At 48.4% G+C, this 21,282-nt stretch carries 22 protein-coding genes; 13 read left to right on the plus strand and 9 right to left on the minus strand.

Features of this window, described 5'->3' with window-relative positions:
• The first annotated feature begins 114 nt into the window (after positions 1-114).
• The 3 genes from AB3N00_RS08915 to AB3N00_RS08925 all read left to right on the plus strand — a co-directional run bounded on the left by AB3N00_RS08915 (position 115) and on the right by AB3N00_RS08925 (position 1,391).
• Positions 115-444: a YtrH family sporulation protein gene (locus AB3N00_RS08915; RefSeq protein ID WP_090920214.1), complete on the plus strand. Its 330-nt coding sequence runs from the start codon at positions 115-117 to the stop codon at positions 442-444.
• A gap of 21 nt (positions 445-465) precedes the next feature.
• A complete protein-coding gene (locus tag AB3N00_RS08920) occupies positions 466-954 on the plus strand; it encodes a hypothetical protein (protein WP_413034214.1) in 489 nt (162 codons plus the stop codon).
• A gap of 95 nt (positions 955-1,049) precedes the next feature.
• The gene (locus tag AB3N00_RS08925) at positions 1,050-1,391 is read left to right on the plus strand and encodes a YtpI family protein (RefSeq protein WP_413034215.1); all 342 of its coding nucleotides are present in this window, start codon (positions 1,050-1,052) and stop codon (positions 1,389-1,391) included.
• A gap of 147 nt (positions 1,392-1,538) precedes the next feature.
• Here the strand turns inward: AB3N00_RS08925 and AB3N00_RS08930 are convergent, their stop codons facing one another.
• From AB3N00_RS08930 to AB3N00_RS08940, 3 genes are all read right to left on the minus strand, one after another.
• Positions 1,539-2,873, minus strand: a complete 1,335-nt coding sequence (locus AB3N00_RS08930; protein ID WP_413034216.1) for a DRTGG domain-containing protein — start codon at positions 2,871-2,873, stop codon at positions 1,539-1,541.
• Between the two features lie 170 nt (positions 2,874-3,043).
• A complete protein-coding gene (locus AB3N00_RS08935) occupies positions 3,044-3,331 on the minus strand; it encodes a hypothetical protein (protein WP_413034217.1) in 288 nt (95 codons plus the stop codon).
• Positions 3,332-3,427: 96 nt separating this feature from the next.
• Complete coding sequence (locus tag AB3N00_RS08940) at positions 3,428-3,775, minus strand: YlbF family regulator (RefSeq protein WP_095288137.1); 348 nt, start codon at positions 3,773-3,775, stop codon at positions 3,428-3,430.
• Positions 3,776-4,054: 279 nt separating this feature from the next.
• On the opposite strand from AB3N00_RS08940, the gene AB3N00_RS08945 reads away from it, so the two are divergent.
• From AB3N00_RS08945 to AB3N00_RS08965, 5 genes are read left to right on the plus strand one after another with little or no spacing between them, the layout of a single operon-like run.
• Positions 4,055-5,422 (plus strand): YheC/YheD family protein, encoded by a 1,368-nt coding sequence (locus tag AB3N00_RS08945; RefSeq protein WP_413034218.1) that lies wholly within the window; start codon positions 4,055-4,057, stop codon positions 5,420-5,422.
• A 30-nt stretch (positions 5,423-5,452) separates the two neighbouring features.
• Complete coding sequence (locus AB3N00_RS08950; protein WP_413034219.1) at positions 5,453-6,643, plus strand: YheC/YheD family protein; 1,191 nt, start codon at positions 5,453-5,455, stop codon at positions 6,641-6,643.
• 59 nt (positions 6,644-6,702) lie between these two features.
• Entirely contained in the window at positions 6,703-8,076 is a 1,374-nt protein-coding gene (locus AB3N00_RS08955) for a YheC/YheD family protein (protein WP_413034220.1), read from the plus strand.
• Positions 8,076-9,182, plus strand: coding sequence for a YheC/YheD family protein (locus tag AB3N00_RS08960; protein WP_413034221.1), 1,107 nt, complete (start codon positions 8,076-8,078; stop codon positions 9,180-9,182). The genes AB3N00_RS08955 and AB3N00_RS08960 overlap by 1 nt, the downstream gene beginning before the upstream one ends.
• 35 nt (positions 9,183-9,217) lie before the next feature.
• Positions 9,218-10,402, plus strand: a complete 1,185-nt coding sequence (locus AB3N00_RS08965) for a YheC/YheD family protein (protein ID WP_413034222.1) — start codon at positions 9,218-9,220, stop codon at positions 10,400-10,402.
• Positions 10,403-10,555: 153 nt separating this feature from the next.
• On the opposite strand, the gene AB3N00_RS08970 is transcribed toward AB3N00_RS08965, so the two are convergent.
• Positions 10,556-11,242: an HAD family hydrolase gene (locus tag AB3N00_RS08970; RefSeq protein WP_413034223.1), complete on the minus strand. Its 687-nt coding sequence runs from the start codon at positions 11,240-11,242 to the stop codon at positions 10,556-10,558.
• 293 nt (positions 11,243-11,535) lie between these two features.
• Here AB3N00_RS08970 and AB3N00_RS08975 point away from each other — a divergent pair, with 293 nt between their 5' ends.
• Complete coding sequence (locus tag AB3N00_RS08975; RefSeq protein ID WP_413034224.1) at positions 11,536-13,254, plus strand: methyl-accepting chemotaxis protein; 1,719 nt, start codon at positions 11,536-11,538, stop codon at positions 13,252-13,254.
• Between the two features lie 87 nt (positions 13,255-13,341).
• Here AB3N00_RS08975 and AB3N00_RS08980 read toward each other — a convergent pair whose 3' ends face one another.
• Positions 13,342-14,331, minus strand: coding sequence for a Gfo/Idh/MocA family protein (locus AB3N00_RS08980; RefSeq protein ID WP_413034225.1), 990 nt, complete (start codon positions 14,329-14,331; stop codon positions 13,342-13,344).
• Between the two features lie 413 nt (positions 14,332-14,744).
• Here AB3N00_RS08980 and AB3N00_RS08985 point away from each other — a divergent pair, with 413 nt between their 5' ends.
• From AB3N00_RS08985 to AB3N00_RS09000, 4 genes are all read left to right on the plus strand, one after another.
• Positions 14,745-16,376, plus strand: a complete 1,632-nt coding sequence (locus AB3N00_RS08985; protein WP_413034226.1) for a thiamine pyrophosphate-binding protein — start codon at positions 14,745-14,747, stop codon at positions 16,374-16,376.
• Positions 16,377-16,387: 11 nt separating this feature from the next.
• Positions 16,388-16,756, plus strand: coding sequence for a carboxymuconolactone decarboxylase family protein (locus AB3N00_RS08990; RefSeq protein ID WP_413034227.1), 369 nt, complete (start codon positions 16,388-16,390; stop codon positions 16,754-16,756).
• Between the two features lie 188 nt (positions 16,757-16,944).
• Complete coding sequence (locus AB3N00_RS08995; protein WP_413034228.1) at positions 16,945-17,295, plus strand: hypothetical protein; 351 nt, start codon at positions 16,945-16,947, stop codon at positions 17,293-17,295.
• 54 nt (positions 17,296-17,349) lie between these two features.
• Positions 17,350-18,342 carry a 3-oxoacyl-[acyl-carrier-protein] synthase III C-terminal domain-containing protein gene (locus AB3N00_RS09000; protein ID WP_413034229.1) on the plus strand — a complete coding sequence of 331 codons (993 nt, stop codon included), beginning with the start codon at positions 17,350-17,352 and terminating at the stop codon, positions 18,340-18,342.
• A gap of 90 nt (positions 18,343-18,432) precedes the next feature.
• Here AB3N00_RS09000 and AB3N00_RS09005 read toward each other — a convergent pair whose 3' ends face one another.
• The 4 genes from AB3N00_RS09005 to AB3N00_RS09020 all read right to left on the minus strand — a co-directional run bounded on the left by AB3N00_RS09005 (position 18,433) and on the right by AB3N00_RS09020 (position 21,262).
• Complete coding sequence (locus tag AB3N00_RS09005; protein ID WP_076209122.1) at positions 18,433-19,002, minus strand: manganese catalase family protein; 570 nt, start codon at positions 19,000-19,002, stop codon at positions 18,433-18,435.
• Positions 19,003-19,149: 147 nt separating this feature from the next.
• Entirely contained in the window at positions 19,150-19,425 is a 276-nt protein-coding gene (locus tag AB3N00_RS09010) for a spore coat protein CotJB (protein ID WP_413034230.1), read from the minus strand.
• The gene (locus AB3N00_RS09015; protein ID WP_413034231.1) at positions 19,415-19,654 is read right to left on the minus strand and encodes a spore coat associated protein CotJA; all 240 of its coding nucleotides are present in this window, start codon (positions 19,652-19,654) and stop codon (positions 19,415-19,417) included. The genes AB3N00_RS09010 and AB3N00_RS09015 overlap by 11 nt, the downstream gene beginning before the upstream one ends.
• Before the next feature lie 228 nt (positions 19,655-19,882).
• Positions 19,883-21,262, minus strand: a complete 1,380-nt coding sequence (locus AB3N00_RS09020; RefSeq protein ID WP_413034232.1) for a hemolysin family protein — start codon at positions 21,260-21,262, stop codon at positions 19,883-19,885.
• Between the last annotated feature and the right edge of the window lie 20 nt (positions 21,263-21,282).

Genomic DNA, 21,282 nt, shown 5'->3' on the forward strand with positions numbered 1-21,282 from the left:
CTATTTTATCATAACGCCCGGGGGCACGCCCATACAATAGAAGTACAAGCCGCTCCCCCTGTTTCGGACCAGTGACAGGAGGTGTGCTGCTGGGTCTGAAAGGGGTGTTTGCCGATGAGCACATTTTTGTCCAAAGCCATTCTTGATTTCTTTATTGCGTTTGGAATCGTGCTGGGCGGCGCGATGATCGGGGGGATTGGCGCCGTTATCTCTCTCCAGCCTCCGACTCAGACGATGCTTGATATTTCCGGGAAAATAAAAATATGGGCGCTTGCAGCAGCGGTGGGTGGCACCATTGACCCCATGCGTGTCATTGAGAGCAACTTCCTCGACGGCAATCTGTCTCCGGCGGTCAAGCAGATTTTATACCTGATCTCAGCCTTTATGGGAGCTCATATGGGAACCGAACTCGTAAAATGGGTATGCGGTGGAGGCCGGGGTTAATATGAAACCGGGACAGCGCCCATGAGGATCCCACCATTTTCACGCTACCGCCCGCTTATGCGCATGACCGCTGTGTTTGTCCTGGGAATGATTGCAGGAAGCATCGTATATAACGGTATATTTCACCTGAGTTATAACGAACTGTGGCTCAACAATCAAGAATTGCAGCTTCAGCTGCATCAGAATGAGGAGGATATCAAAACGCTGAAAAAATACAGTAAACGGCAAACCGTCATCAAGGAAATCAAGGTCCGTGCCGAAGAGTCGGACAAAGGTCCGGACGAGGCTTCTCTAAAAATCATGCTGCAGAAGCTCGGAGATGAGCTGGAGGTTCTGAGGGGACGTGATGTATTTAATATTGATGAGTACAGCAAAATGACACGCATTATGCTAAACCAGAAAGTTTACAGAGTAAGAGAAAAAGAATACACCGTTCAGGTTAAAACGATGCTCGTTATGGAAGGCGTACTGCAGGTTTGGGTACAAATTCGGATGCATGTCCCCGCTTAACCCCGGGGAAGCAGCTAGAAAAAACTGCCCTTGTCCTCTGTCCGCGTGGTACAATAAGGGCAGTAAATGCTTTCCAGAAAAGGAGCTGCTGATTCGTGTTGATCGATGTACTCAAGTATGCCCTAATCGCCATTTTTGCCATAGCCATGGTCTGCTCAGCTCTGAACAGCATTCGTTCACATCGGGCCACCAATACCGCTGATGCCGGTCTCTATCGTTCGTGGACCAACATCTGGATGGGGGGCATGCTGGTTGTTCTGTCCGTAATCCTCATGTTTGTCTTCACCGGCTCCAGTCTTTCCATTGTTGTGGAAGCGCTCTTTCTGATTATCGGTGCCTACAATCTGTTTGCCGGTTTGCGCAACCGCAGTTACTACGTCCGTCTTCAGGAACACAGTAGAGATCAGGCAGGCAGCACATCCAGACAATCCGTCTGATGCACATCTTAATCATGGATTGCAGCAAAAAGAGGTTATCCCCATCCATCAATGCATGTCTGAAATCCGGCTGTGGAACAGCGGTTCGACAATGCTGGCAGGAGGATATCCTCTTTTTTTATGCGTATTGAAGCAGCGACATCTGAATTAGGCATGATCAATGGACTGCAGCGTCATTACTGCTTTGCATACCACGTTTCCTTCACGGGTAATGACAATGTCCATTTTGCAGGTCCGGCGGCTGGTCTCCAGAATGACCGGACGAACCAGAATCTGATCTTCAATCTGCACCGGATGGACAAAATACGTCGTCACATTATCCACGACATAATCGTTCCCTGTGACGTCCCAGGCTGCCCGCCGACCTGCCTGTGTCATGACGTTCAGAAGCACCCCTTCCGAGATCGTGCCCAGGTCGGTCGCCATCTGCGGAATAATGAACCCGTGGAACATCAGCTCATTCTGTTCACCACGTTCCTCGGCAAACCCGTTCCAGATCAGATGATCAAAAGTTTCTCCAAGCTGCGGCTGCTTTTGCGCGTCACGCATCGCCTGCAGCACTTCCTTACGTGTGACCGAGGCAATCAACTTGCGATTCCGATCCACGATGGGCAGAAAGTCAATGCCTTCCCATGTCATAATTTGTGCAGCGGAAGCCAGAGAAGTTTGCAGCGAAGCCGTGATCGGGCGGCGAACAACGCATTTCTCAATGCTCTGCTCTTCCTGAAGCTCACTCACATCTTTCAGGCTGACAATACCGATAACACGATTCCATTCGTCAACCACCGGGAAGCGATGTTCTCCCGTTTCGGCTACCAGCTTGTGAAAATCAGCCGCAGAGCTGGTGACTTTAAGTACTTGAAGACGCGGCTTCTGACCGATGATGTCCTCTACTAGCATTATTTTTTTCTTGATCAGCCGGTCGAAAATCGCCCTGTTAATCATGGAAGCCACGGTAAACGTATCATGTCTGGAGGAAATAATCGGAAGTCCTAGTTCATCAGCCAGCAATCTGACTTCACGGCTTGTGCCGAATCCACCAGTTATAAGCACACCTGCTCCCTGCTCAAGGGCAAGGGAATGAGCGTTGTCCCGGTTACCAACAATCAATAAACTTCCGGCATCAATATAACGGGCCATGGCCTGCTCTTTCATCGCGCCAATTACATACTTGTGCAGCGGTTTGGCCAGGCCATCACTACCCCCGAGCACGTGGCCTTCCACGATGGTAACCACATCGGCAAAGGTCAGTTGTTCTGACATGCCGCGTGGCCTCTTCTCAATACGCACCGTACCAATCCGTTCCTTGGTCACCACCAGCCCAAAGTTCTCTGCTTCTTTTACAGCACGATAAGCTGTACCCTCACTTACACCAAGTTCTTTTGCAAGGCCGCGAACCGATATTTTACTGCCCACTTTTAATTGCTCTATATGTTGCAGCAGCTGTTCGTGCTTCGTCACGTTTTCTTCCTGTCCGTCCATCTGTACCACCCCCGGAGTTGCATCTGTACTATTCTGTATCTATTATAACACGGCCTGAGGAAAATAACCCCATTCCCAACTCTTCGTTTATCAACCTAAAAAAGACCGAATATCCTTCAACATGAAGGATATTCGGTCTAAATATCTCGACTTGGCCAGTGAATCAAACCTTATACAGACTTGCTCTGCTCCTGCTTGTCCACCAGCTTCATCTCCCACTGCCGCAGCTTGGCCCGCCGGACAGCTTCCAGTGCACGCTTCTTCTCTTCATCTACACCGAGAATGAAATGAAGGTGTGCACCAACGATTAATAGTGAGAACAGCACCCATACGATGCCAAAGATATTAACCCAGTCCATTCCACCAGCGAATGAAATTCGCGGCAGCGCGATCACCAGCATGGCCAGTGCGATAAGCAGATAGATCACATGTTTTGCCTTTTTTAACCTTTTCACCATTCACAGCTCCTTCGTTCTTGATCGACTCTATATGTCTAGTCTATGAACGGGAACCATGTAATATGAAAGGTTTAGACAAATAACCTGTACAATGATCTAGGCTTCAGCGCCGCCATACAGATGGCCCAGGCTGTCTGCAATAATTTTGTTCACATCTTCAATGATAACGCTCAGACGACGCTCGGCGTCAAACAGACGACGGATGTTAAGATTCAGGCTCAGCACCTCAAACAGCTTCTCCATTTTCTCCATCTCGTCCGGAGCCGGCATGTCACCACTCATCATGCGCTGTTGCAATTCCATCTGTTGATCGCGGAAACTGTCCAGCATACGCTTCGCCTCCGGATCAGCTTCAATCAGCTTCATCGCGGAAGTAATTTCTTCCACCTCGCTGCTTTCTCTCAGTGCTTTGGCCAAATCATTGGCTTTGTCATAAATGTTCACTATTATTCCTCCTCAAAATTGGATCGTTCTGCTGCTATTCATCAGTTCCTCATCATTCTCGTCGTAACGTTCATCCGTGTTAATACACGTATTTCTCTTCCGTCAAACAATGGCTGGCCCAGACAGGTCATCGATTACGATGCCAAATCAATTGCATTTAATCCAAATGGGTCAATCACCAAGGGGTATATGTCCTCATATGATGAAGCACATGCCATGTTCAGATGCCGTTCAACTTCGAGATCAGACATCAAGTTGCCGCCCGGAAGGAGATCCGTGATGTCCACTAAAAAAGTAACGATTCAGGTTACCGGCTCGGGCATCCTGCAGGACGACGTCATCATGCTGGGCGAAGGGGTGCTCAAAGCACTTAAGATCCCTTCGGGAAGGCCGCTTCAACTACAATTCGGCTCTTACCGTCGTGAAGTCACTGTTATCCCGGTTCCCAGGTATGACGGTCTTCGCATCAATCAGACGGTAGCCAGCAAGACCGGCCTGGTTCCCCGTTCGGTCCTGAGTGTATCCTATCGTTCAGCCAGCCGTACGCTGCGCCTTGGACCCTTTATCAGTGTGCTGGTAAGCCAGGACTATCCCGATCAGCCCGATCGGCCCTTTGGCTCCATCACGATGTTCTGTCATGAACTGGTGAACGCCTGCCGTAAGCGAGGCGCCTATGTATCCTTTTTTACACCGGAGGATATCGGAGCGGTAACGGGTCATATTCAAGGCTGGGTGTATGATGACGGCTGGAAAAAGACGGTTCTGCCCATTGCAGACGTCGTCAATAACAGGCTGACATCCCGTAAGCTTGAGAACAAACCTAGCGTACAGCATTTCATGAAAGAAGTAAAATCTCTCTACGGCACACAAACCTTTAATGAAAAATTCCTGGACAAAAATGAAGTGTTTGATGCCTTGAAGTCCATTACTACACTCAAAAGGGTCCTGCCCGAATCCCATCTGCTGAAGTCATCAGCCACGCTCAAAACGATGTGCACCCGGCATCCGGTTGTATTTCTCAAACCTGTGCGAGGTTCACTTGGCAAAGGGATCATCCGGGTTTCCCGTCAAATTGACGGCAGTTTCCTTACACTCGCTACAAGCGTCGGGGGCACCCGTAAACAAACGTATGCTTCATTGGATAAACTCTATGCGAGTCTGTCTGGAAAAATGAAAACGACGCGTTATCAGATCCAGCAAGGGCTGTCTCTCATCGACAACAGCGGCCGGCCTGTCGACTTCCGTGCTCTGGTGCAAAAAAATCGTACCGGCAAATGGAGTGTCACCTCCATTGTGGCCCGCATTGCCGGAGGCAGCCACTACGTATCCAATCTGGCTCGCGGCGGAAGCCTCAGTACAGTGAAGGACGCTGTGGCCAAAACCCAGCTGTCGGCATCTGCCAAAGCCTCCGCTTATGCGGGGCTCCATACGGCGGCGCTCGATATTGCCAAAGGGATTGAAAGTGCCATTCCCGCCCATTTCGGTGAACTTGGTATCGATCTCGCGATGGACACCACTGGACGTGTCTGGCTGCTGGAGGTTAATTCAAAACCATCCAAGAATGACAATACGCCACTGAGCGAGAGTAAAATTAGACCTTCAGTCAAAGCCATGCTGGAATACTCCACCTATCTGGCGGGATTCTGAAGAGTTGTCCAACACAGGAGGTGCATTCCAATGCGATCATCGCCGCAAACAAAAACCTTAGCGGTACTAGTCCGTGGAGCAGAAGGGGCACCACCCTTCTCGGATGAACTCTTTTGCCGCCGTCTCAGTTTGGAGAGCCATCATTTTGACCTGAATATTATCGTACTGCCCATATCCAGTGACCGAGATGATCCTCTGCCGCAAAAGGGATACATTTACCGTAACGGGCTATGGAAAACAGCACCTATTCACGGAGTGCAGATGCTGATGGACCGGTGTCTGCTGCCACTTCCAAAAAAATGGAGACAGCAGCTTCAGAAGCTTACTATATCCAGTAGTGTGCACGTAAGACCTTATTGGTCTGCTTCCTTGCCTGGTAAATGGAAAGTCCATCGGGTATTGTCTCGTGAACCACAGTTGCGCAAACTTCTTATCCCTACCGTTCTCCTTCAGCCTGGTGCTCCATGGGAGAAATGGCTGGAACGATGGCCTAAGGGGCTTTTCTTCAAGCCTGTATCAGGGACCCATGGCAAGGAAACGTTTCGTCTCACCCATGAAAACGCTAAGTCTTCATGGACTATGGAAGGCCGAGATAAGAATAACGAACGTTTTTACCGTACTTTCTACACTCGTCATACGCTCTCGGCCTGGCTTGAATCCCAGATCGCCGATCGCCAATGGATCATGCAGCCCTATCTGGATTTGAGTCATGATCGTCATCCATTTGACATTCGGGCCCTGGTTCAAAAAAACGGACATGGGCAATGGACCTTGACCGGCTGTATGGTGCGTGAGGGCGCAGAAGGTTCCCTCACTTCCAATTTGCACGGCGGGGGAAAAGCGCATCCTGCCCGCCCTTATCTGCTGAATCGATACGGGGACATTCGTACCGACATCCTTCTAGAATCGATCAGCCGGGCTGCTGCTCTGATTCCCCCCTTGCTGGAGAGTCAATTCGGCAGACTTGCTGAACTCGGACTGGATTTCGGAGTGGATTCCAAAGGTCGTCTCTGGCTGCTGGAGGTCAATTCGAAGCCGGGGCGTTCTTCATTCGCAGAGGCAGGTGACCGACAGATGCAGACACTGACCTACACCAAGCCGCTTGCCTATGCACGTTATTTGCTGCAACAACATGTTCTCTCGGACGTCGTTCGTCCAATGAAAATGCCGAATACATCCAGCACAGCTGGCCTGAAACCCATCCCGATTCACGGCGGCTAGGCCCGCAGCGCCCGCTTGCCATGGAGCCGAAGGATTTTTTCAGGATAGGAGGATAAATCATGAGTTTGACCTTTTGCAATCTGCATTTTACGCAGCAACCGGATAAAGTGGTTTATGTATCCAACGCATTAATGAAAAGTCTGAATCTATCCGGCAAAAAAACGATACATCTGCGGTTTGGGCGAGACCGGGTGCCGGCTACCATCAAACCGATCAAAAAGGCAGGGAAACATCTCTATCTCGCCTCGGGCATACGCAATCTGATGAACGTTCCCAAGCGGGGCAGCATCTATCTGCGCAATCTGCAAAATGATGAAGTCCAGCTCGGACCGCTGATCGGGGTATTGTCCGACGGACCTGCGACGAGCTCCAATCCGTTTGGCTCCCGTACCGGGTTTATCAAGCAATTGCTCCGCGAAGGAAGCCGCAAATCGTATATATTTGCGTTCACACCGAGAGATATCAACTGGCAGAATGAAACAGTATCCGGTTTTTTTCTGAACGAAAACGGAAGCTTTGTTCGCAAAACGGTACCCTTGCCAGACGTTGTCTACAATCGTTTACCCAGCCGCCGCTCCGATTTCTCGCCTGCCATCAATCAACTGCGGGAACGGTTTGTCCGGCGCAAAATACCCTTTTTCAACTGGAGCTTTTTCAATAAATCGGATATCTACCACCTCCTTGAGAATGATCCTGAAGCAGGTCGGTATATTCCCGAATCCATCACCAATCCGAACGTGGAACAAATGAGAGAAATGCTGGAACGACACCAGTTTGTATACTATAAGCCCACTGCTGGAAGTCTCGGCAACGGCATCTATCGCTTGACCTATTCGCCCAAACGCGGATATTTCGCACGTTACCGCAAAAAAGGTGGCAATGCCCTCCTGCGCTTCGGCTCATTCAACAGCCTGATGCGCATGCTTCAGGGGAGACACGGCAAACAGCTCCGTGGATATGTCGTTCAGCAGGGAATACGCCTGATTGAGATTGACGAATGTCCAATTGATTTTCGTTTTCACATGCACAAAAATGGTAGCAATCAATGGGTCGTCGTCGGCATCGGCGCCAAAAAGGCTGGTCGGGGCAGCGTGACCACGCACATTAAAAACGGCGGCTCCCTGATGACCCCCGAACAGGCGCTTAGCCGCAACTTCGGGGACCGTGCGGGAGAAGTGCTTCAGCAGGCCAAATCCGTCGCTATTACACTGGCCCAGGCGATTGAAACCCAGCACCAGCATCTGATTGGTGAGATTGGCTTTGATCTGGGCATTGATCAGGAGGAACATGTATGGATGTTCGAAGCGAACGCCAAACCCGGGCGCTCCATTTTCCGTCACCCTTCACTCCGGGTGGAGGGAAAATCGTCAGTGGAGCACATTTTGGAACACTGCCTGTATTTGAGCAAATTCCGGAAGAGGGACGGCATTTGATGAGCCTTCATGATGATTTCAAACCTGTCATTGCCGTGTTGACCATGCACGACAACCAGCGGGGTTTCAGGGGAAACCATCAAAATTTTCTGGACATTATACAGACAGGCGAAAACATGGGTTATCAGGTGTATATCGTAACTGTAAAAGATTTGAATGTGACTGGTCCAACCGTTAAGGGCTACACATATAACAAAGGGAGTGGAAAATGGACTTCGCAGTCCTTCCCTCTCCCTCATGTACTGTATAATCGCATTCCTTACCGGGAGGATGAGCGAAAATCTTCCGTTCAGCGCAAAATCGAGGAATGCATGCAATCGGGGATCGAACTGTATAACCCTTTTTTCTTCAATAAATGGGATCTGTTCGAATGGCTTAAGAAGTCCAAATCCACCCAGCGCCTGATCCCTCATACACGCCGGATGCGCAGTGCCTCTACGCTCGGTACGGTGCTTCGGACCTATCCCTATTTGTATCTGAAACCGGAGAGCGGCAAGGCAGGCAAGGGCATCATGATGTTGAAGTTTCAGGAAAAGGAACGCCTTCCATTTCGGCTAAAAATTCAAAGTTCCCGAAAGAGCACCACGTACAAGGCAGCTACACTTGCCAAGTTGTGGACTCGAATTCGCAGGGAAACGGGGCATACCCCTTATATCATGCAGCAAGGAATAGAACTCGCTTCCTCCCACAAACGCCCCTTCGATCTGCGTGTTCTTGTGCAGAAGAACGGCAAAGGGCAGTGGAGCGTAACGGGTATCGGTGCCAGACTGGCTGGCTCGCGAAGCATTACAACCCACGTTCCACGCGGAGGCAGTGTAGAGGATCCGGAGCAGCTTCTTACAGAACTGTTTGGAGAAGAAACAACAGCATCTCTCATGAAAAGAGTCAAGTCCACTTCATTAATGATTGCAAGACAGGTTGAACGGGGGTCCGGACATACGCTTGGCGAGATGTCTATGGATCTGGGCATCGATGATCTGGGAGAGATCTGGTTCTTCGAAGCCAATGCCAAACCAATGAAATTCGATGAACCCCAGATTCGGAAAAAATCATTGGAACGCATTTTTCAATACAGTGCCTATCTTGCACGCCAGTCCAAACGATAATGGAAAGGAATAACAGCTAAAGAAGGTGATTGTTTGTGTCCTCACCTGTTCTAGGCATTATGACGTTGTACTTAAACGAACATCGCGCCTTGGAAGAACGGAACATCTACCGCAGAATGATCCTCGAGGGACGCAAGCGGGGACTCGACATCTATGTGTTCACACCTGCGGATGTACATCCCGGAGGCAAACAGATCGAGGCCATGGTCTTCCACTCGGAAAAGGGATGGTCCAGGGAAAGGCGTTCCTTTCCGGATCTGATCTTTGACCGCTGCCGCATACAGCGAAACCGCAGATTTCAGCAGCTGCTCGCCTTTCGTGAAAAATATGGGCATCTACTCTTCCTAAACAGGCCGCTTCGAAATAAATGGACCATACATCAGACCCTTTCAGCCAAATCCGCTTTTCGCGAACATCTTCCAGAAACCGTTCTGTTTCATGATATGTCTGATGTCAATCGAATGCTTAAAGCCTCCTCGTTGATCTATCTGAAGCCCATAAACGGAACAGGTGGACGTGGTATCTTGCGGATCGAACGAATCAGTGGAGAAGCCAACATGGTCCTGGTCCAGGGACGTGACCAAAAACGGCGTATCATTACCCCGCGCAAAGTGCATTTATCACGCCTTGGTTCGCTGCTCCAGCATTGGAACATGAAGGATAAATATCTGGTTCAGGAAGGCATCCAGCTCCAGCTTCCGAATGGACGTGTACATGATTACCGCATGCTCGTCCAGAAAAATGGCGAGGGAGAATGGGAGCTTACCGGTTGTGCTGGACGTATGGGAGCAGAGAAAAGTGTGACTTCGAATCTGCATGGCGGCGGTCAGGCCGTTGCCATGCACCGTTTGATGAAACAATGGATTCCTGATGAAGAGCTGAGAACAGAAATTAATGCTACCGCAGAGAAATTCGGCATTTCAGTCGCCTCATTTCTGGAAGACACGTACGGTGATCTATGTGAGCTCGCTTTGGATTTGGCGATCGACAAGGATGGCCGCATCTTCCTGCTTGAAGTGAATCCCAAACCTGCACGTGAAGTATTTGCACGGATTGGCGAGCGGGATATTTATTACAAAGCGATCACTCAGCCGTTGGAATATGCGCTATGGGTGTATCGCAACCGTCCCGTAAGTACTCCGGTTAGAGAGAAAGTTACCAAACCTTTAACAGGTAAATCAACCGCAACCCGAAGGTCACGAAAGTCAAAATTAAAGTAGCGGATCCACTTAAAACATGGGCCTCCTGTTGCAACCTCTAATGGATATTCATTCTATATAAAAAAGCCTTCATCTCCAGGGTCATGACAGGCACTGGAGATGAAGGCTTTTCCATTTTCACTCGCGATTCAGAGCAATCCGTATGGCAATGATCTATTCCGCTTCCCGATATAGCCGAGTCAGTTCCGTAAAGTCAGAGATTAATACATCCGATCCGGCGAGTTCTTCATCCCGACCGAAGCCGGCATACGCACAGCCGATAACGGTCTGACCGTTCATTTTCCCTGCTTCCACATCGGACGAACGGTCTCCAACCATCCAGGCATCCTGAATCCGGTGTTTTTCGAGCAATAGTTGCACCAGGTTGACCTTGGAAGGTGTTTTGTATTGTCCCGCACTGTATACCCCTTCAAATAGAGGCATGATCTCATGGGCAAACGCCACCCCTTTGACGTAGTCCTCCAGCCCGTTGCTGGCTACAAATAACCTCACACCTTGCTCCTTTAATGCCTCCAGCGTCTCTTTTACATGTGGGTACAGCTGGGAGCCCCCTTGATCGAGTCCCTCGATCTCCAATTGAAGCAGCAATTCATCCGCACGACGATGTGCCGCTTCAGAGCCTTCCGGCATGACCACTTTCCATATATCTTCAAGCAGCATACCCAGACTTCCGAGCATCCGTTCCTCTGGAGGTGTCTCCCCTTCAAAGTGTCCTTCGGCACGAAGTGTATCAAACAGCTTTTGATAAGCCGGCAGCAGCAAGGTCTCTGTCTGAAACAACGTTCCATCCATATCAAAAATCATCGCTTCCGGTTTCTTTAATACAATCTCTTTACTCATTTCCAAGGTTCGTTCCTTTCGGATTGAAATATGTAATCGGCATCATTCCCTTTCCATGATAAACAAAAACGCTCGGCAGTGTAAACCGAACACTGTAAAAGGTTTGTATGATAAGGTCTCACAACACAATACTAAGTTTATACAAAAATTAAACAATCTATATACAAAGACACTTTCTTAACGTATAATACTGAAAAATAGTTCTTAATACCCCTGATCCACAAGTCCCGTAATCAGCCTTTTTTCAAGGTTTTTCGACAAATACATATACCCAAAAGAGAGGAAAAGGAATCATGAAGAAACGGAGAACATTCAAAATTTTTTATAAAATTGGGCTGGGCTATTTATTCGTACTGGCCGTACTGGCAGGAAGCATCCTGTTGATTCAGAACAGTATTGGTCAGCTTCAGCAGGAGCTTGACTATCTGGTGGATCACGACATGAAAGTACACGCTCTGACGTATGAATTGGAAAAAAACATGGTGGATATGGAGACAGGACAGCGAGGCTATGTTATCACAGGACAGGAAAGTTATCTTGAGCCTTATACGAATGGGAAAGAGCAGCTTGTAAAGCTCAAGGACCAGTTAGCAGGGCTTATCTCCAATAACCCAGCGCAATTGACACTACTGCAAGATATACATAGCTCCATGGAACATTGGATTCAAGTGGCTGGAGAACCCGTTATCGTCCTGCGTCAGGCCAATGATCTCGATGCTATCCGGCAGTTTTTTGCAACGGATCCGGGCAAAAGAGACATGGACGAGATCCGCAGTTCCCTTATTACTTTTCGAAATAACGAACTGGCTTTAACGGATATACGTACAGAAGCATTAAAACAGAAAAACATGATTTTGAACTGGGAACTATATGGTGCGCTCATCTTTGTCGCCCTGATTTCGGTCTTTGCTGCACTGATTTTGTCCCGTGCCATTGTAAAAAACATTCGTACAGTTACCCATGCGCTGAATGATATCGGTTCATCCAATGGAGATCTGACTCTGCGCATTGCCACCCCAATGAAGGACGAAACGAGAGAACTCGCCGAAGCTGCGAATACGATGCTATTGGGTTTGCAACAGATGATGTTGGATATCCAACGTAATTCCACAGTTCTCAGTACAGCATCGGACCGAATGGATAAAGGTGTGGCAGATAATCACCTGGCCGGAAAAGAAGTAGCCGCAGCGATGGAGCGTGTAGCCGAAGGGGCAGATGAACAGGTAGCCCTTACCCAGACGATGGTGGCTGCCATGGAACAATCCCAGACTGGGCTTAGCCGGGTGGCTGCATCCGCAGCAGAAGTGGCTGAACGGGCGGTACGCACCGAATCCATTGCACTTGATGGACAACAGCGAGTTGACAATGCGGTTGGCAAAATGGGAGTTATTGAGCAATCCTTCCTGTCTGTGCAGGAAGCCATTAATGACATTTCCAAAATGTCCGATCAGGTCATCAACATTGCAGATGCCATGTCAGGAATCGCGAGACAAACCAATCTGCTTGCACTCAATGCAGGAATTGAGGCTGCACGCGCTGGAGAAAATGGACGAGGTTTCGCAGTTGTCGCTGCCGAGATTCGTAATCTTGCCGACCAGAGCGCCACATCAGCCAAAGAAATTACGAGCATTCTGGAAACCGTGGTGGCAGGTGTACATAGCACGGTTGATGTTGTGGATGAAAGTACGGCGCATGTTAACGAGGGATTGCGGACCATTGAAGATGCCGGTCATGCCTTTGCGAATATCACGCAGCATATCCATGACCTCAGCGGTCAAATGATGGATGTATCTGCTGTAGTTGAAGAGCTCACTTCAGGTAGTGAAGCTGTCATGAATTCCATTAACGAAGTATCGATTGTTGTGGAGGATACCGCATCGGCCACGGAGGAAGTATCCGCCATGACAGAAGAGCAGCTTGCCTCCTTGCAGGAAATGAGTGACACTTCTAAACAGTTGAATCAAATGTCCGATGCACTGGACGAATTGGTGAAACGATTTAAGCTGGCTTAAGGCAATAATTAGAAGACCTGAAAGCAAAGAGAAGCAGCTACCACATAAGGTAACTGCTTCTCTTTCTGTTTTATTGAGATGCCAAGTTCACAATTCCTTCTTCATTCCGGTTGGCTGCGGATTACGAAGAGCTTCCAGCACCAATTGTGCACGATATCCATCGTTAAAATCATATATCTTGGCCGGCTTATCCTGAATACGAGCAATTACATGTTTGAGGACAGGCAGTTCCCCCATGGATTCATCCACCTCGACTGGTACAAGCGGCTGCCCAACTGGCCCCATCATCAGTTCTTCCCAATTTTCCAGGGCTATGGTTCCTTTTGTCCCGTAAACCACCATGGATACCCGTTCCTCACCTGCAAAATGCGAAATCCCGTTCAGTTGAATTCGGGTTCCGTCTTCCAGCATCATGGCAGCCTGCACCTCATGCTCACACTCTTCCGCATCGTCGGGATACTGGACCTGGCTGCTTACCTCCGTGATTGGACCAAACACGTGCTGGATCATATGAATCCAGTGGATGCCCACTTCAAGGATAAAGCCCCCCTGTTCCCGGCTTGAAATCCATGAATTCTGCTGCCATGCCCTTGGCCACTGGGGAAATTGCAGAATCAGCTCTATTTTGCGAATCGAACCTATACGTTCCTGCCCCACCAACCCTTGCAGTTTCAACACGGAAGGTTCATGAGGCATGGAGAAATGAATGGCATGAACTACACCTGCCTGCTTCGCTGCCTCCAGCATCTTTTGGGCTTCTTCTGCACTGTTCGCCAGCGGCTTCTCGCAAAACACATGGATTTTCCGTTTTAAGGCTTCCATGACGACAGGATAATGATATTTGGGCGGAACGGCAATGTACAACAGATCCACTTTGTGTTCGTCAAGTAACTGCTTATAATCGCTATATATGCTCGTTTCCGGATAAGATTCGGCAAATGCATTCAGCGTTTCCTCATTCGCCTCACATACAGCTATTAGCTCAATACTTCCGTCTATTTCTGCTTGCTTAACTTGTTGAATCATATGTAAACCCATTTTTCCTAACCCTATAACTGCCATCTTTAACTTGGTCATATTCTCACTCCAATCCAAATCCCATTATAACAGAAAGTTAAACATTACCAGTCCTTTGCATTAACATGCAAACCAAAACATCATTAGTTACTCTATGATGAATTAACAGATAAGTCTACGATTTCAGTCACCATTTTACATAAAATGTTATTAAAATCGATTAGGTCGTTTGTTACGGGAATATATTACTAATTTCATTTCTTATATTCCACAAGCGCTTAAGCGTTACCAACCTAAGAATCAGGTATTTTTACTCATAAAAATGAGTTGACAAAAAACCGCAAAAAAAGATACCCTTCCTATTAACAAGGATTTATTTCCTTTTACAACCTTAGACAATCACTTGCATTCGAACAAAATCGGATTATGCCCTACGGGTCTTAAAACCTATTTTATGAAGCGAGGTGTCCCGCATGAGAACCGTTGCGGACTATTTGGCAGAAACTCTGCACAAACTTGGTGTTACTCACGTCTTTGGTATTATCGGAAAGTCCATTTGCCCTGCTGTCCTGAAGATGGTGGATCATGGCCTCGAGTTCATTCCGGGCCGCCACGAATCCAGTTCGGGATTTGCAGCTGCAGGCTATGCTCTTCAAACCGGGAAACTTGGTGTTGCATTTGCCACTTCGGGCCCTGGTGGAACCAACCTCTTAACCGCTGCGGCCCATGCCAAAGCGAACAACCTTCCCGTTTTGTTTATTACCGGACATCAATCCATTCAGGAGCTGGGCATTCCCCAGTGCCAGGATTCCTCTTCTTACCTGGCAGATCTCGCAGAGATGTTCAGACCGGCTACATTGTTTAGCAAACTGGTTGAGCGTGGGGATCACTTCGGCACACTGCTCAATCATGCCCTTTCCATTGCACTTGGTCCGAACAAAGGCCCGGTTCATCTCTGTCTTCCCTTTGATGTTCAGACTGAAAGGCTCTCTGAATGGCGAGTTGTCATTCCTGAACCCGAGCCTCGGATTAGCGTGTCCAATCTGAATCGCATCCTCCCACTGCTTCAAAAGTCCAGTCATCCATTAATTATTGCAGGTAAAGGTGTCAATCGAGCGAAAGCTCATGACGAGCTGATGCAATTTGCAGAACAATTTCATATTCCTGTGATCACCACTCCTGGAGGGAAAGGTGCCATCGCCTGGGATCATCCGCTATATCACGGTCCTTGTGGTGTTGGAGGGTTCCCCCATGCAGATGAATTGCTCAACCGAAGTGACCTCTATATCGTTCTCGGTTCACGTCTGAGTGACATGACGATCTGTAATCTCAAACCGGAGAATCATCCCGCACACCTCATTCAGTTCGATGCCGATCCTGCCTTTGTCGGTAAAATCCTCAACTCACAAACCTTACATATTACGGGCGATTTAAAAGACAATATGCAGTTTTTGCTTGACAGTCTGACCGAACAAGCAGTCCCCGAAAGAGAAATGTCAGCAGTTGATTACCGTGTTGCTCTGCCCGATCTGCCCAACCTCTCCCTTGCATCAGTGTTGGATAAGCTGAGCGACATGCTGCCGTATGATCACACCCTGTTTGTTGATGATGGGAGTCATGGCTTCCATGCTGTTCAGCGATATAAAGTGAAGAAACCAGGCAGCTTTGTGTTTGATGCCTACTTCGCCTGCATGGGTAATGCCATCGGTATGGCGATTGGGGCCAAGGCAGCCGCTCCGGACGAAACGATCGTTTGTATTACAGGCGACGGGTGCTTTATGATGCTCGGATCTGAAATCAATACTGCCGTATGCAACGATTTGCCAGTCATCTTCATCGTCGTGAATAATAAACAGCTCGACATGGCGCTCAAAGGCATGCAGAAAACAACAGGCCGGATCGATGGAACGTTGTTTGAAGTACCTATGGATGCGGCGAAGTTTGCCGAATCCCTTGGTGCTCTCGCGTTTCGGTCAGAAACACATGCCGAGTTCAACACTGCCCTGAAGACAGCACAGGAACTGAAGCAGGTTGCGGTGATTGAGCTCATGACGGACCGTGACGAGATTCCGCCTACGGCCCACCGTACCGTGAATTTGAACTAGGAGGCATACAAATGAGTGAACAAGTTGCTCAGGGGATGGAGCGTTTCGCAAATCTTTCAGGAAAGTACGGGGCTGCAGCCTTGGCACCCATCAAGGAACAATTTCCTGAATTGGCTGAGTTCATTATGGGAACGGCTTACGGAGATATTTTTCAGCGCAATACCATTCCGGATCAATGGAAAGAAGTTGCTGTGATCTCCTCACTGATTACGCAGGGACAATTCGAGCAGTTAGGAGTGCATTACGTGATGGCACTGCGTGTCGGTGTAACCGTCGATCAACTCAAGGGAATCCTGCTGCATCTGGCACCCTGTGTGGGGGCTCCGCGTATAATTAGTGCTTTTAATGTACTGCTCGCGACACTGGATGAAATCCAATAATTCACTATTCTACATATTTATACACGATTCGACTTTTTTTATTGATCTTCTTACATCCTCGCCTTTATAATATGGGTAAAATTATCCTCCAACTCAGCTCACATCTCAGAAGCCTTTAACGATGGCGATGATGGCTGTGTCCTTGGTAGCAGGATAGCCTTAACTCACTTAAAGGAGAGAGAACAATCATGGGAAGTTTTATACTCAAGACTGATGTTCCAAACAAGGTGCTTAACATTGAACTGGAGGGCTCTTTTTCTCAAGAAGACGGATTGCGTTCCATCTCGGCTTATCAGGATACGATCGCTCCCATTAACACCACAGAGTATGACCTGCGTATTGACTGCAAAAAGTTGAATGTCACTGCTCCGGAAATTGTACCTCTTCTTGAAGGCTGCTTGGCGCTATTTAAAAAAGACGGCTTCAAAAAAGTTGTACTAATACTCGAAAACAATGCCATTTTAAAAATGCAGTTGTCCAGACTTGGACGTGCTGTCGGTCTGGATAACCTCGAAATTATATCTACCGTTACCACCTAATAAATCAGGCGGACAAGCTGTGGATTCACCCATCCGCTCAAGAGGAGAATGAAGATGGCCGGAATTCGTATTGTGGATATCGATATTTATCACCCAGCACACCAGGTGGGCAATGATTATTACATTGAACATTTTGATGCGAGGGGGATCGATATTCGGGGCTTGTTAAAGGCACTTGGACGTGATACACGTTACAAAATTGACAACGAAGATGAAAACTCATTAAGCATGGCCTATGAGGCAGCCAGTAACCTGCTGGAAAAGACCGGGCTTACCGGTGCGGATATCGATCTGATTGCTTACGCAAGTCAAACGCCGGAGTACATTTTCCCTACGAATTCCTTAATGATTCATCGCTTGATAAACGGAGCTTCCCACACGATCTGTATTGACAGCAATGCCAACTGTGCGGGTATGACTGCAGCCTTTGAACAGGTCAGTCGTCAGATGCTGGGTAACTCCAGAATTCGACGCGCTCTGATTATTGGCTCGGATTACGTGGCCCCACATGCCAGTCCGGATGATCCTGTTTACTATGCCAACTTCGGCGATGCAGCGGCGGCTGTCATTGTGGAACGGGACGAACACGCGGTTGGATTCATCGACTCGATTTATCAGACAGATACGTGCGTATATAACAATTCACTCTTTCCGGCTGAGGGTATGGCGAAATTGGGCAGAACCGGTGTGGATGCAGGAGCCTTCCATGTCAAATTCACACCATTTGATGATTCCATCTGTGTCGATGCAGCATCCGAATCCATTCGCACACTGCTGAGCCGTAACGAAATCGGTGCACATGAAATCAAAGCAGCCTGTTTCTCCCAGCTGTCCATCGGTAATATCCGCGCAGTGTCTGAGAATATTGGCATTGCCGATGATACTGCCGTCTATATCGGAGACGAATTCGGCTACACTTCAACCAGCAGTCCTTTTATTGCCCTGCATCGAGCGATAACCTCAGGGCAGATTCAGCGCGGAGATAAAGTCCTGTTCTGGACAGTCGGAGCCGGGTGGCAAAATGTTGCCATGGTCGTCGAATTTTAAGTACGGGCTTCTCTCAAACGAAAAGAAGGATGTCCTTTTTCAATTCAAAGGGGCATCCTTCTTTGTTTATATTTATAAGCGTTGGCACGATCAAAAAATCTTCTTCGTTTCCCGATCATCCTTCAGGATCTCGACCGCCTCACGGAAACGCAGCGAGTGCACGATCTCCCGTTCCCGCAGGAACTTCAGGCTGTCCTGCAGATCCACGTCATCGGTCAAGTCAATCAACCATTGATATGTAGCCCTGGCCTTCTCTTCCGCAGCTATGTCTTCATACAAATCCGCAATCGGATCTCCCTTGGCCTGAATATAGGTGGCAGTGAACGGTACACCAGCAGCATTACTGTAAAAGAGCGCCTTATCATGATTCACATAGTGAGCATCCAGCCCCGCCTGCTCCAGCTGCTCTACTGTGGCATCTTTGGTAAGCTTGTAGATCATCGTTGCAATCATTTCAAGATGTGCAAATTCCTCTGTGCCGATGTCATTTAGCAGACCGATAATTTTGTCCGGAATCGTGTAGCGCTGGTTCAGATATCTTAGGGCGGCAGCGAGCTCCCCATCTGCTCCGCCGTACTGTTCCATCAGCAATTTGGCCATATGAGGATCACATTTACTTACTCGAACGGGATATTGCAGTTTTTTCTCGTATACCCACATGTTGGTCTCTTCCCCCTTCAACCATTTTGATCTGAGTATGATCCGATTCAGAGTGCGTTCTTTCTTTTACTTCCCGGGTATGCCAGACCCATAATTTCCTGGAAACCCGGGTGCTATATTCTTTTTTCAAAATCAACTCGACGGCCACTACACCTGCCAGGGCCAAGGCGCTTCAGACCACTGCCAAGGATATTTGGAGAATGCATGACCAAAGTTCTGCAGCGGACCGTACAGCTGTTGGAACTCTTGAGCTACCCTCATACGCTCCTGGGTAAATTTGTTATACTGCTCGATGCTCTGATAGTCTCCCGGGTGGGTATCCAAATACAGATTCAGCTCCACCAGCACAAAATCCAAGGCTTGCAGTTCCTCCAGCAACTCATAGTATCTGGCGTCACAGGCTTTCGCTGCTTCAGGTTCCATCTGTCCCTACCTCCCTCCCCTTTGTTTTTTTGGATGTATACGGGCTGTATAATGCAGGCCACAATGTTCCCAGTCTCAGTGCTTCTGCCGGACTGTATTGAGGCCAGCCCATCGGCTGAAAAGGGATAAATAACTGCGGAGGAACAAGGTATGTCTTGATTTCAATCGGCTTACACGGATCAAACGGCCCCACAAAAGGGGCGTATGCACGAACCTGTGGATCTACCACTTTTAAACTCCTCCCTTCACAGAAGATTTTGTTACTCGTCAATCAACAACCAAGCCCTTGCTGTCCCGTCTCTCTATCCATATGTCATCGTTCCGTAAGTTAAACCCAATTCAACTGAAACAGACCACAGAATTTCTCAAACCTTCTTTTTTACAAAAAAAGACCCCTGAAACACTCCCCACAAGGAATGTTCCAAAGGTCACATTTATTACAATATGCTGATCAGTTTTACAACGAATTGTCCGATTTAGACTTGTCCCGTCCTTCTTCCAAGGCCGCGGCCTCTTCTTCAGAGACAGGGCTCTTGTATACCTTGACTCGGGTGATCCGCAAACGGGTGGATTCCTCCACTTCAAAAATATAACCGTTTTGCTCCCGTGTTTTACCTTTGGCTGGACTGCCTTCAAGCTCTTTGAACAACCAACCGCCAATGGTATCCACTTCTTCGTCATCAATAATTGCCCCTGTCCACTCATGGACCTCTTCAATCAGGGACCGTCCATCAATGGAGAAAGAATCACCGCTGCGTTCCATATGAGGACGCTCATCCTCGAACTCATCGTATAGATCGCCTACAATCTCCTCCAAAATCTCTTCCGCTGTCAATAAGCCGGCGGTGCCGCCATACTCGTCAACAACAAGCGTCATCTGGGAGTGCTTTTTCTGCATGAGGCGCAGTACATGACTGATTTCCATGGACTCAGGGACATTCAAAATGGGTCGAACGAGTGAGGCCAGGTTCTGCTGCTGCTCCGGTGCCGCCAAAAGCAGGTCCGTAATATGGATAAATCCGATAATTTCGTCTTTATCCTCAACAGCGACAGGATAACGGGAATGCTTCGTTGCATTAATGATTTTTAGGTTTTCTTCCAAAGACAACTGAGTATACAGGCAATCCATATCCGTACGCGGAAGCATGATCTCCCGAGCAAGCATATCCGAAAAATCAAAGATGTTATCCATCAATTTGATTTCATCCTTATCAATGACACCGCTCTTCGCACTCTGTTTCATCAAAATGCGAAGTTCATCTTCAGAATGGGCCTCGCCTTCACTGGCAGGCTCAATACCTGCCAGTCGCAGCAGCGCGTTTGCCGACGCATTGAGAATCCAGATGAACGGAAAGAAGATTTTGTAGAACATCAGCAATGGTGCGGATAATAGCAGCGCCACTCCATCCGTTTTTTGAATAGCAAGCGACTTCGGTGCAAGTTCTCCGAGCACAATATGCAGAAACGTAATAATACAGAAACCGATGATGACGGACACTGTAGAGATTAGTCCCGTATCTGCTACACCCAGTTTAAACATTAGCGGTTCTACCAACAATTCGGAGATAGCCGGTTCACCGAGCCAGCCGAGCCCCAGTGATGTCAGAGTGATGCCGAACTGGGTTGCCGACAAATATGCATCCAGTTTACCATTCACTTTTAGCGCATAACCGGCCAGCCGATTTCCCTCACTCTGTAATTGAGTCAAACGGGTCTGTCTGACCTTAACCAGGGAAAATTCCGCTGCGACGAACACACCATTCAAAAATACAAGCAGAAAAACACAGACCAGATTGAACAGCAGCTGTCCGAGATGAAATTCAGTATGAATATCCAAGTCGACACTCCCCTTTTCTA

The sequence above is a fragment of the Paenibacillus xylanilyticus genome, assembly GCF_047246825.1.
Lineage (GTDB): Bacteria > Bacillota > Bacilli > Paenibacillales > Paenibacillaceae > Paenibacillus > Paenibacillus xylanilyticus_B.

Excerpts from the sequence above, each read along its gene's own strand:
- AB3N00_RS08935 (WP_413034217.1), bottom strand. The coding sequence starts at position 3,331 with ATGGTGAAAAGGTTAAAAAAGGCAAAACATGTGATCTATCTGCTTATC.
- AB3N00_RS09000 (WP_413034229.1), top strand. The coding sequence starts at position 17,350 with ATGGCCGGAATTCGTATTGTGGATATCGATATTTATCACCCAGCACAC.
- AB3N00_RS08920 (WP_413034214.1), top strand. The coding sequence starts at position 466 with ATGAGGATCCCACCATTTTCACGCTACCGCCCGCTTATGCGCATGACC.
- AB3N00_RS08985 (WP_413034226.1), top strand. The coding sequence starts at position 14,745 with ATGAGAACCGTTGCGGACTATTTGGCAGAAACTCTGCACAAACTTGGT.
- AB3N00_RS08975 (WP_413034224.1), top strand. The coding sequence starts at position 11,536 with ATGAAGAAACGGAGAACATTCAAAATTTTTTATAAAATTGGGCTGGGC.
- AB3N00_RS08995 (WP_413034228.1), top strand. The coding sequence starts at position 16,945 with ATGGGAAGTTTTATACTCAAGACTGATGTTCCAAACAAGGTGCTTAAC.
- AB3N00_RS09010 (WP_413034230.1), bottom strand. The coding sequence starts at position 19,425 with ATGGAACCTGAAGCAGCGAAAGCCTGTGACGCCAGATACTATGAGTTG.
- AB3N00_RS09005 (WP_076209122.1), bottom strand. The coding sequence starts at position 19,002 with ATGTGGGTATACGAGAAAAAACTGCAATATCCCGTTCGAGTAAGTAAA.
- AB3N00_RS08960 (WP_413034221.1), top strand. The coding sequence starts at position 8,076 with ATGAGCCTTCATGATGATTTCAAACCTGTCATTGCCGTGTTGACCATG.
- AB3N00_RS08945 (WP_413034218.1), top strand. The coding sequence starts at position 4,055 with ATGTCCACTAAAAAAGTAACGATTCAGGTTACCGGCTCGGGCATCCTG.
- AB3N00_RS08970 (WP_413034223.1), bottom strand. The coding sequence starts at position 11,242 with ATGAGTAAAGAGATTGTATTAAAGAAACCGGAAGCGATGATTTTTGAT.
- AB3N00_RS08950 (WP_413034219.1), top strand. The coding sequence starts at position 5,453 with ATGCGATCATCGCCGCAAACAAAAACCTTAGCGGTACTAGTCCGTGGA.
- AB3N00_RS08980 (WP_413034225.1), bottom strand. The coding sequence starts at position 14,331 with ATGACCAAGTTAAAGATGGCAGTTATAGGGTTAGGAAAAATGGGTTTA.
- AB3N00_RS08990 (WP_413034227.1), top strand. The coding sequence starts at position 16,388 with ATGAGTGAACAAGTTGCTCAGGGGATGGAGCGTTTCGCAAATCTTTCA.
- AB3N00_RS08915 (WP_090920214.1), top strand. The coding sequence starts at position 115 with ATGAGCACATTTTTGTCCAAAGCCATTCTTGATTTCTTTATTGCGTTT.
- AB3N00_RS08955 (WP_413034220.1), top strand. The coding sequence starts at position 6,703 with ATGAGTTTGACCTTTTGCAATCTGCATTTTACGCAGCAACCGGATAAA.
- AB3N00_RS08930 (WP_413034216.1), bottom strand. The coding sequence starts at position 2,873 with ATGGACGGACAGGAAGAAAACGTGACGAAGCACGAACAGCTGCTGCAA.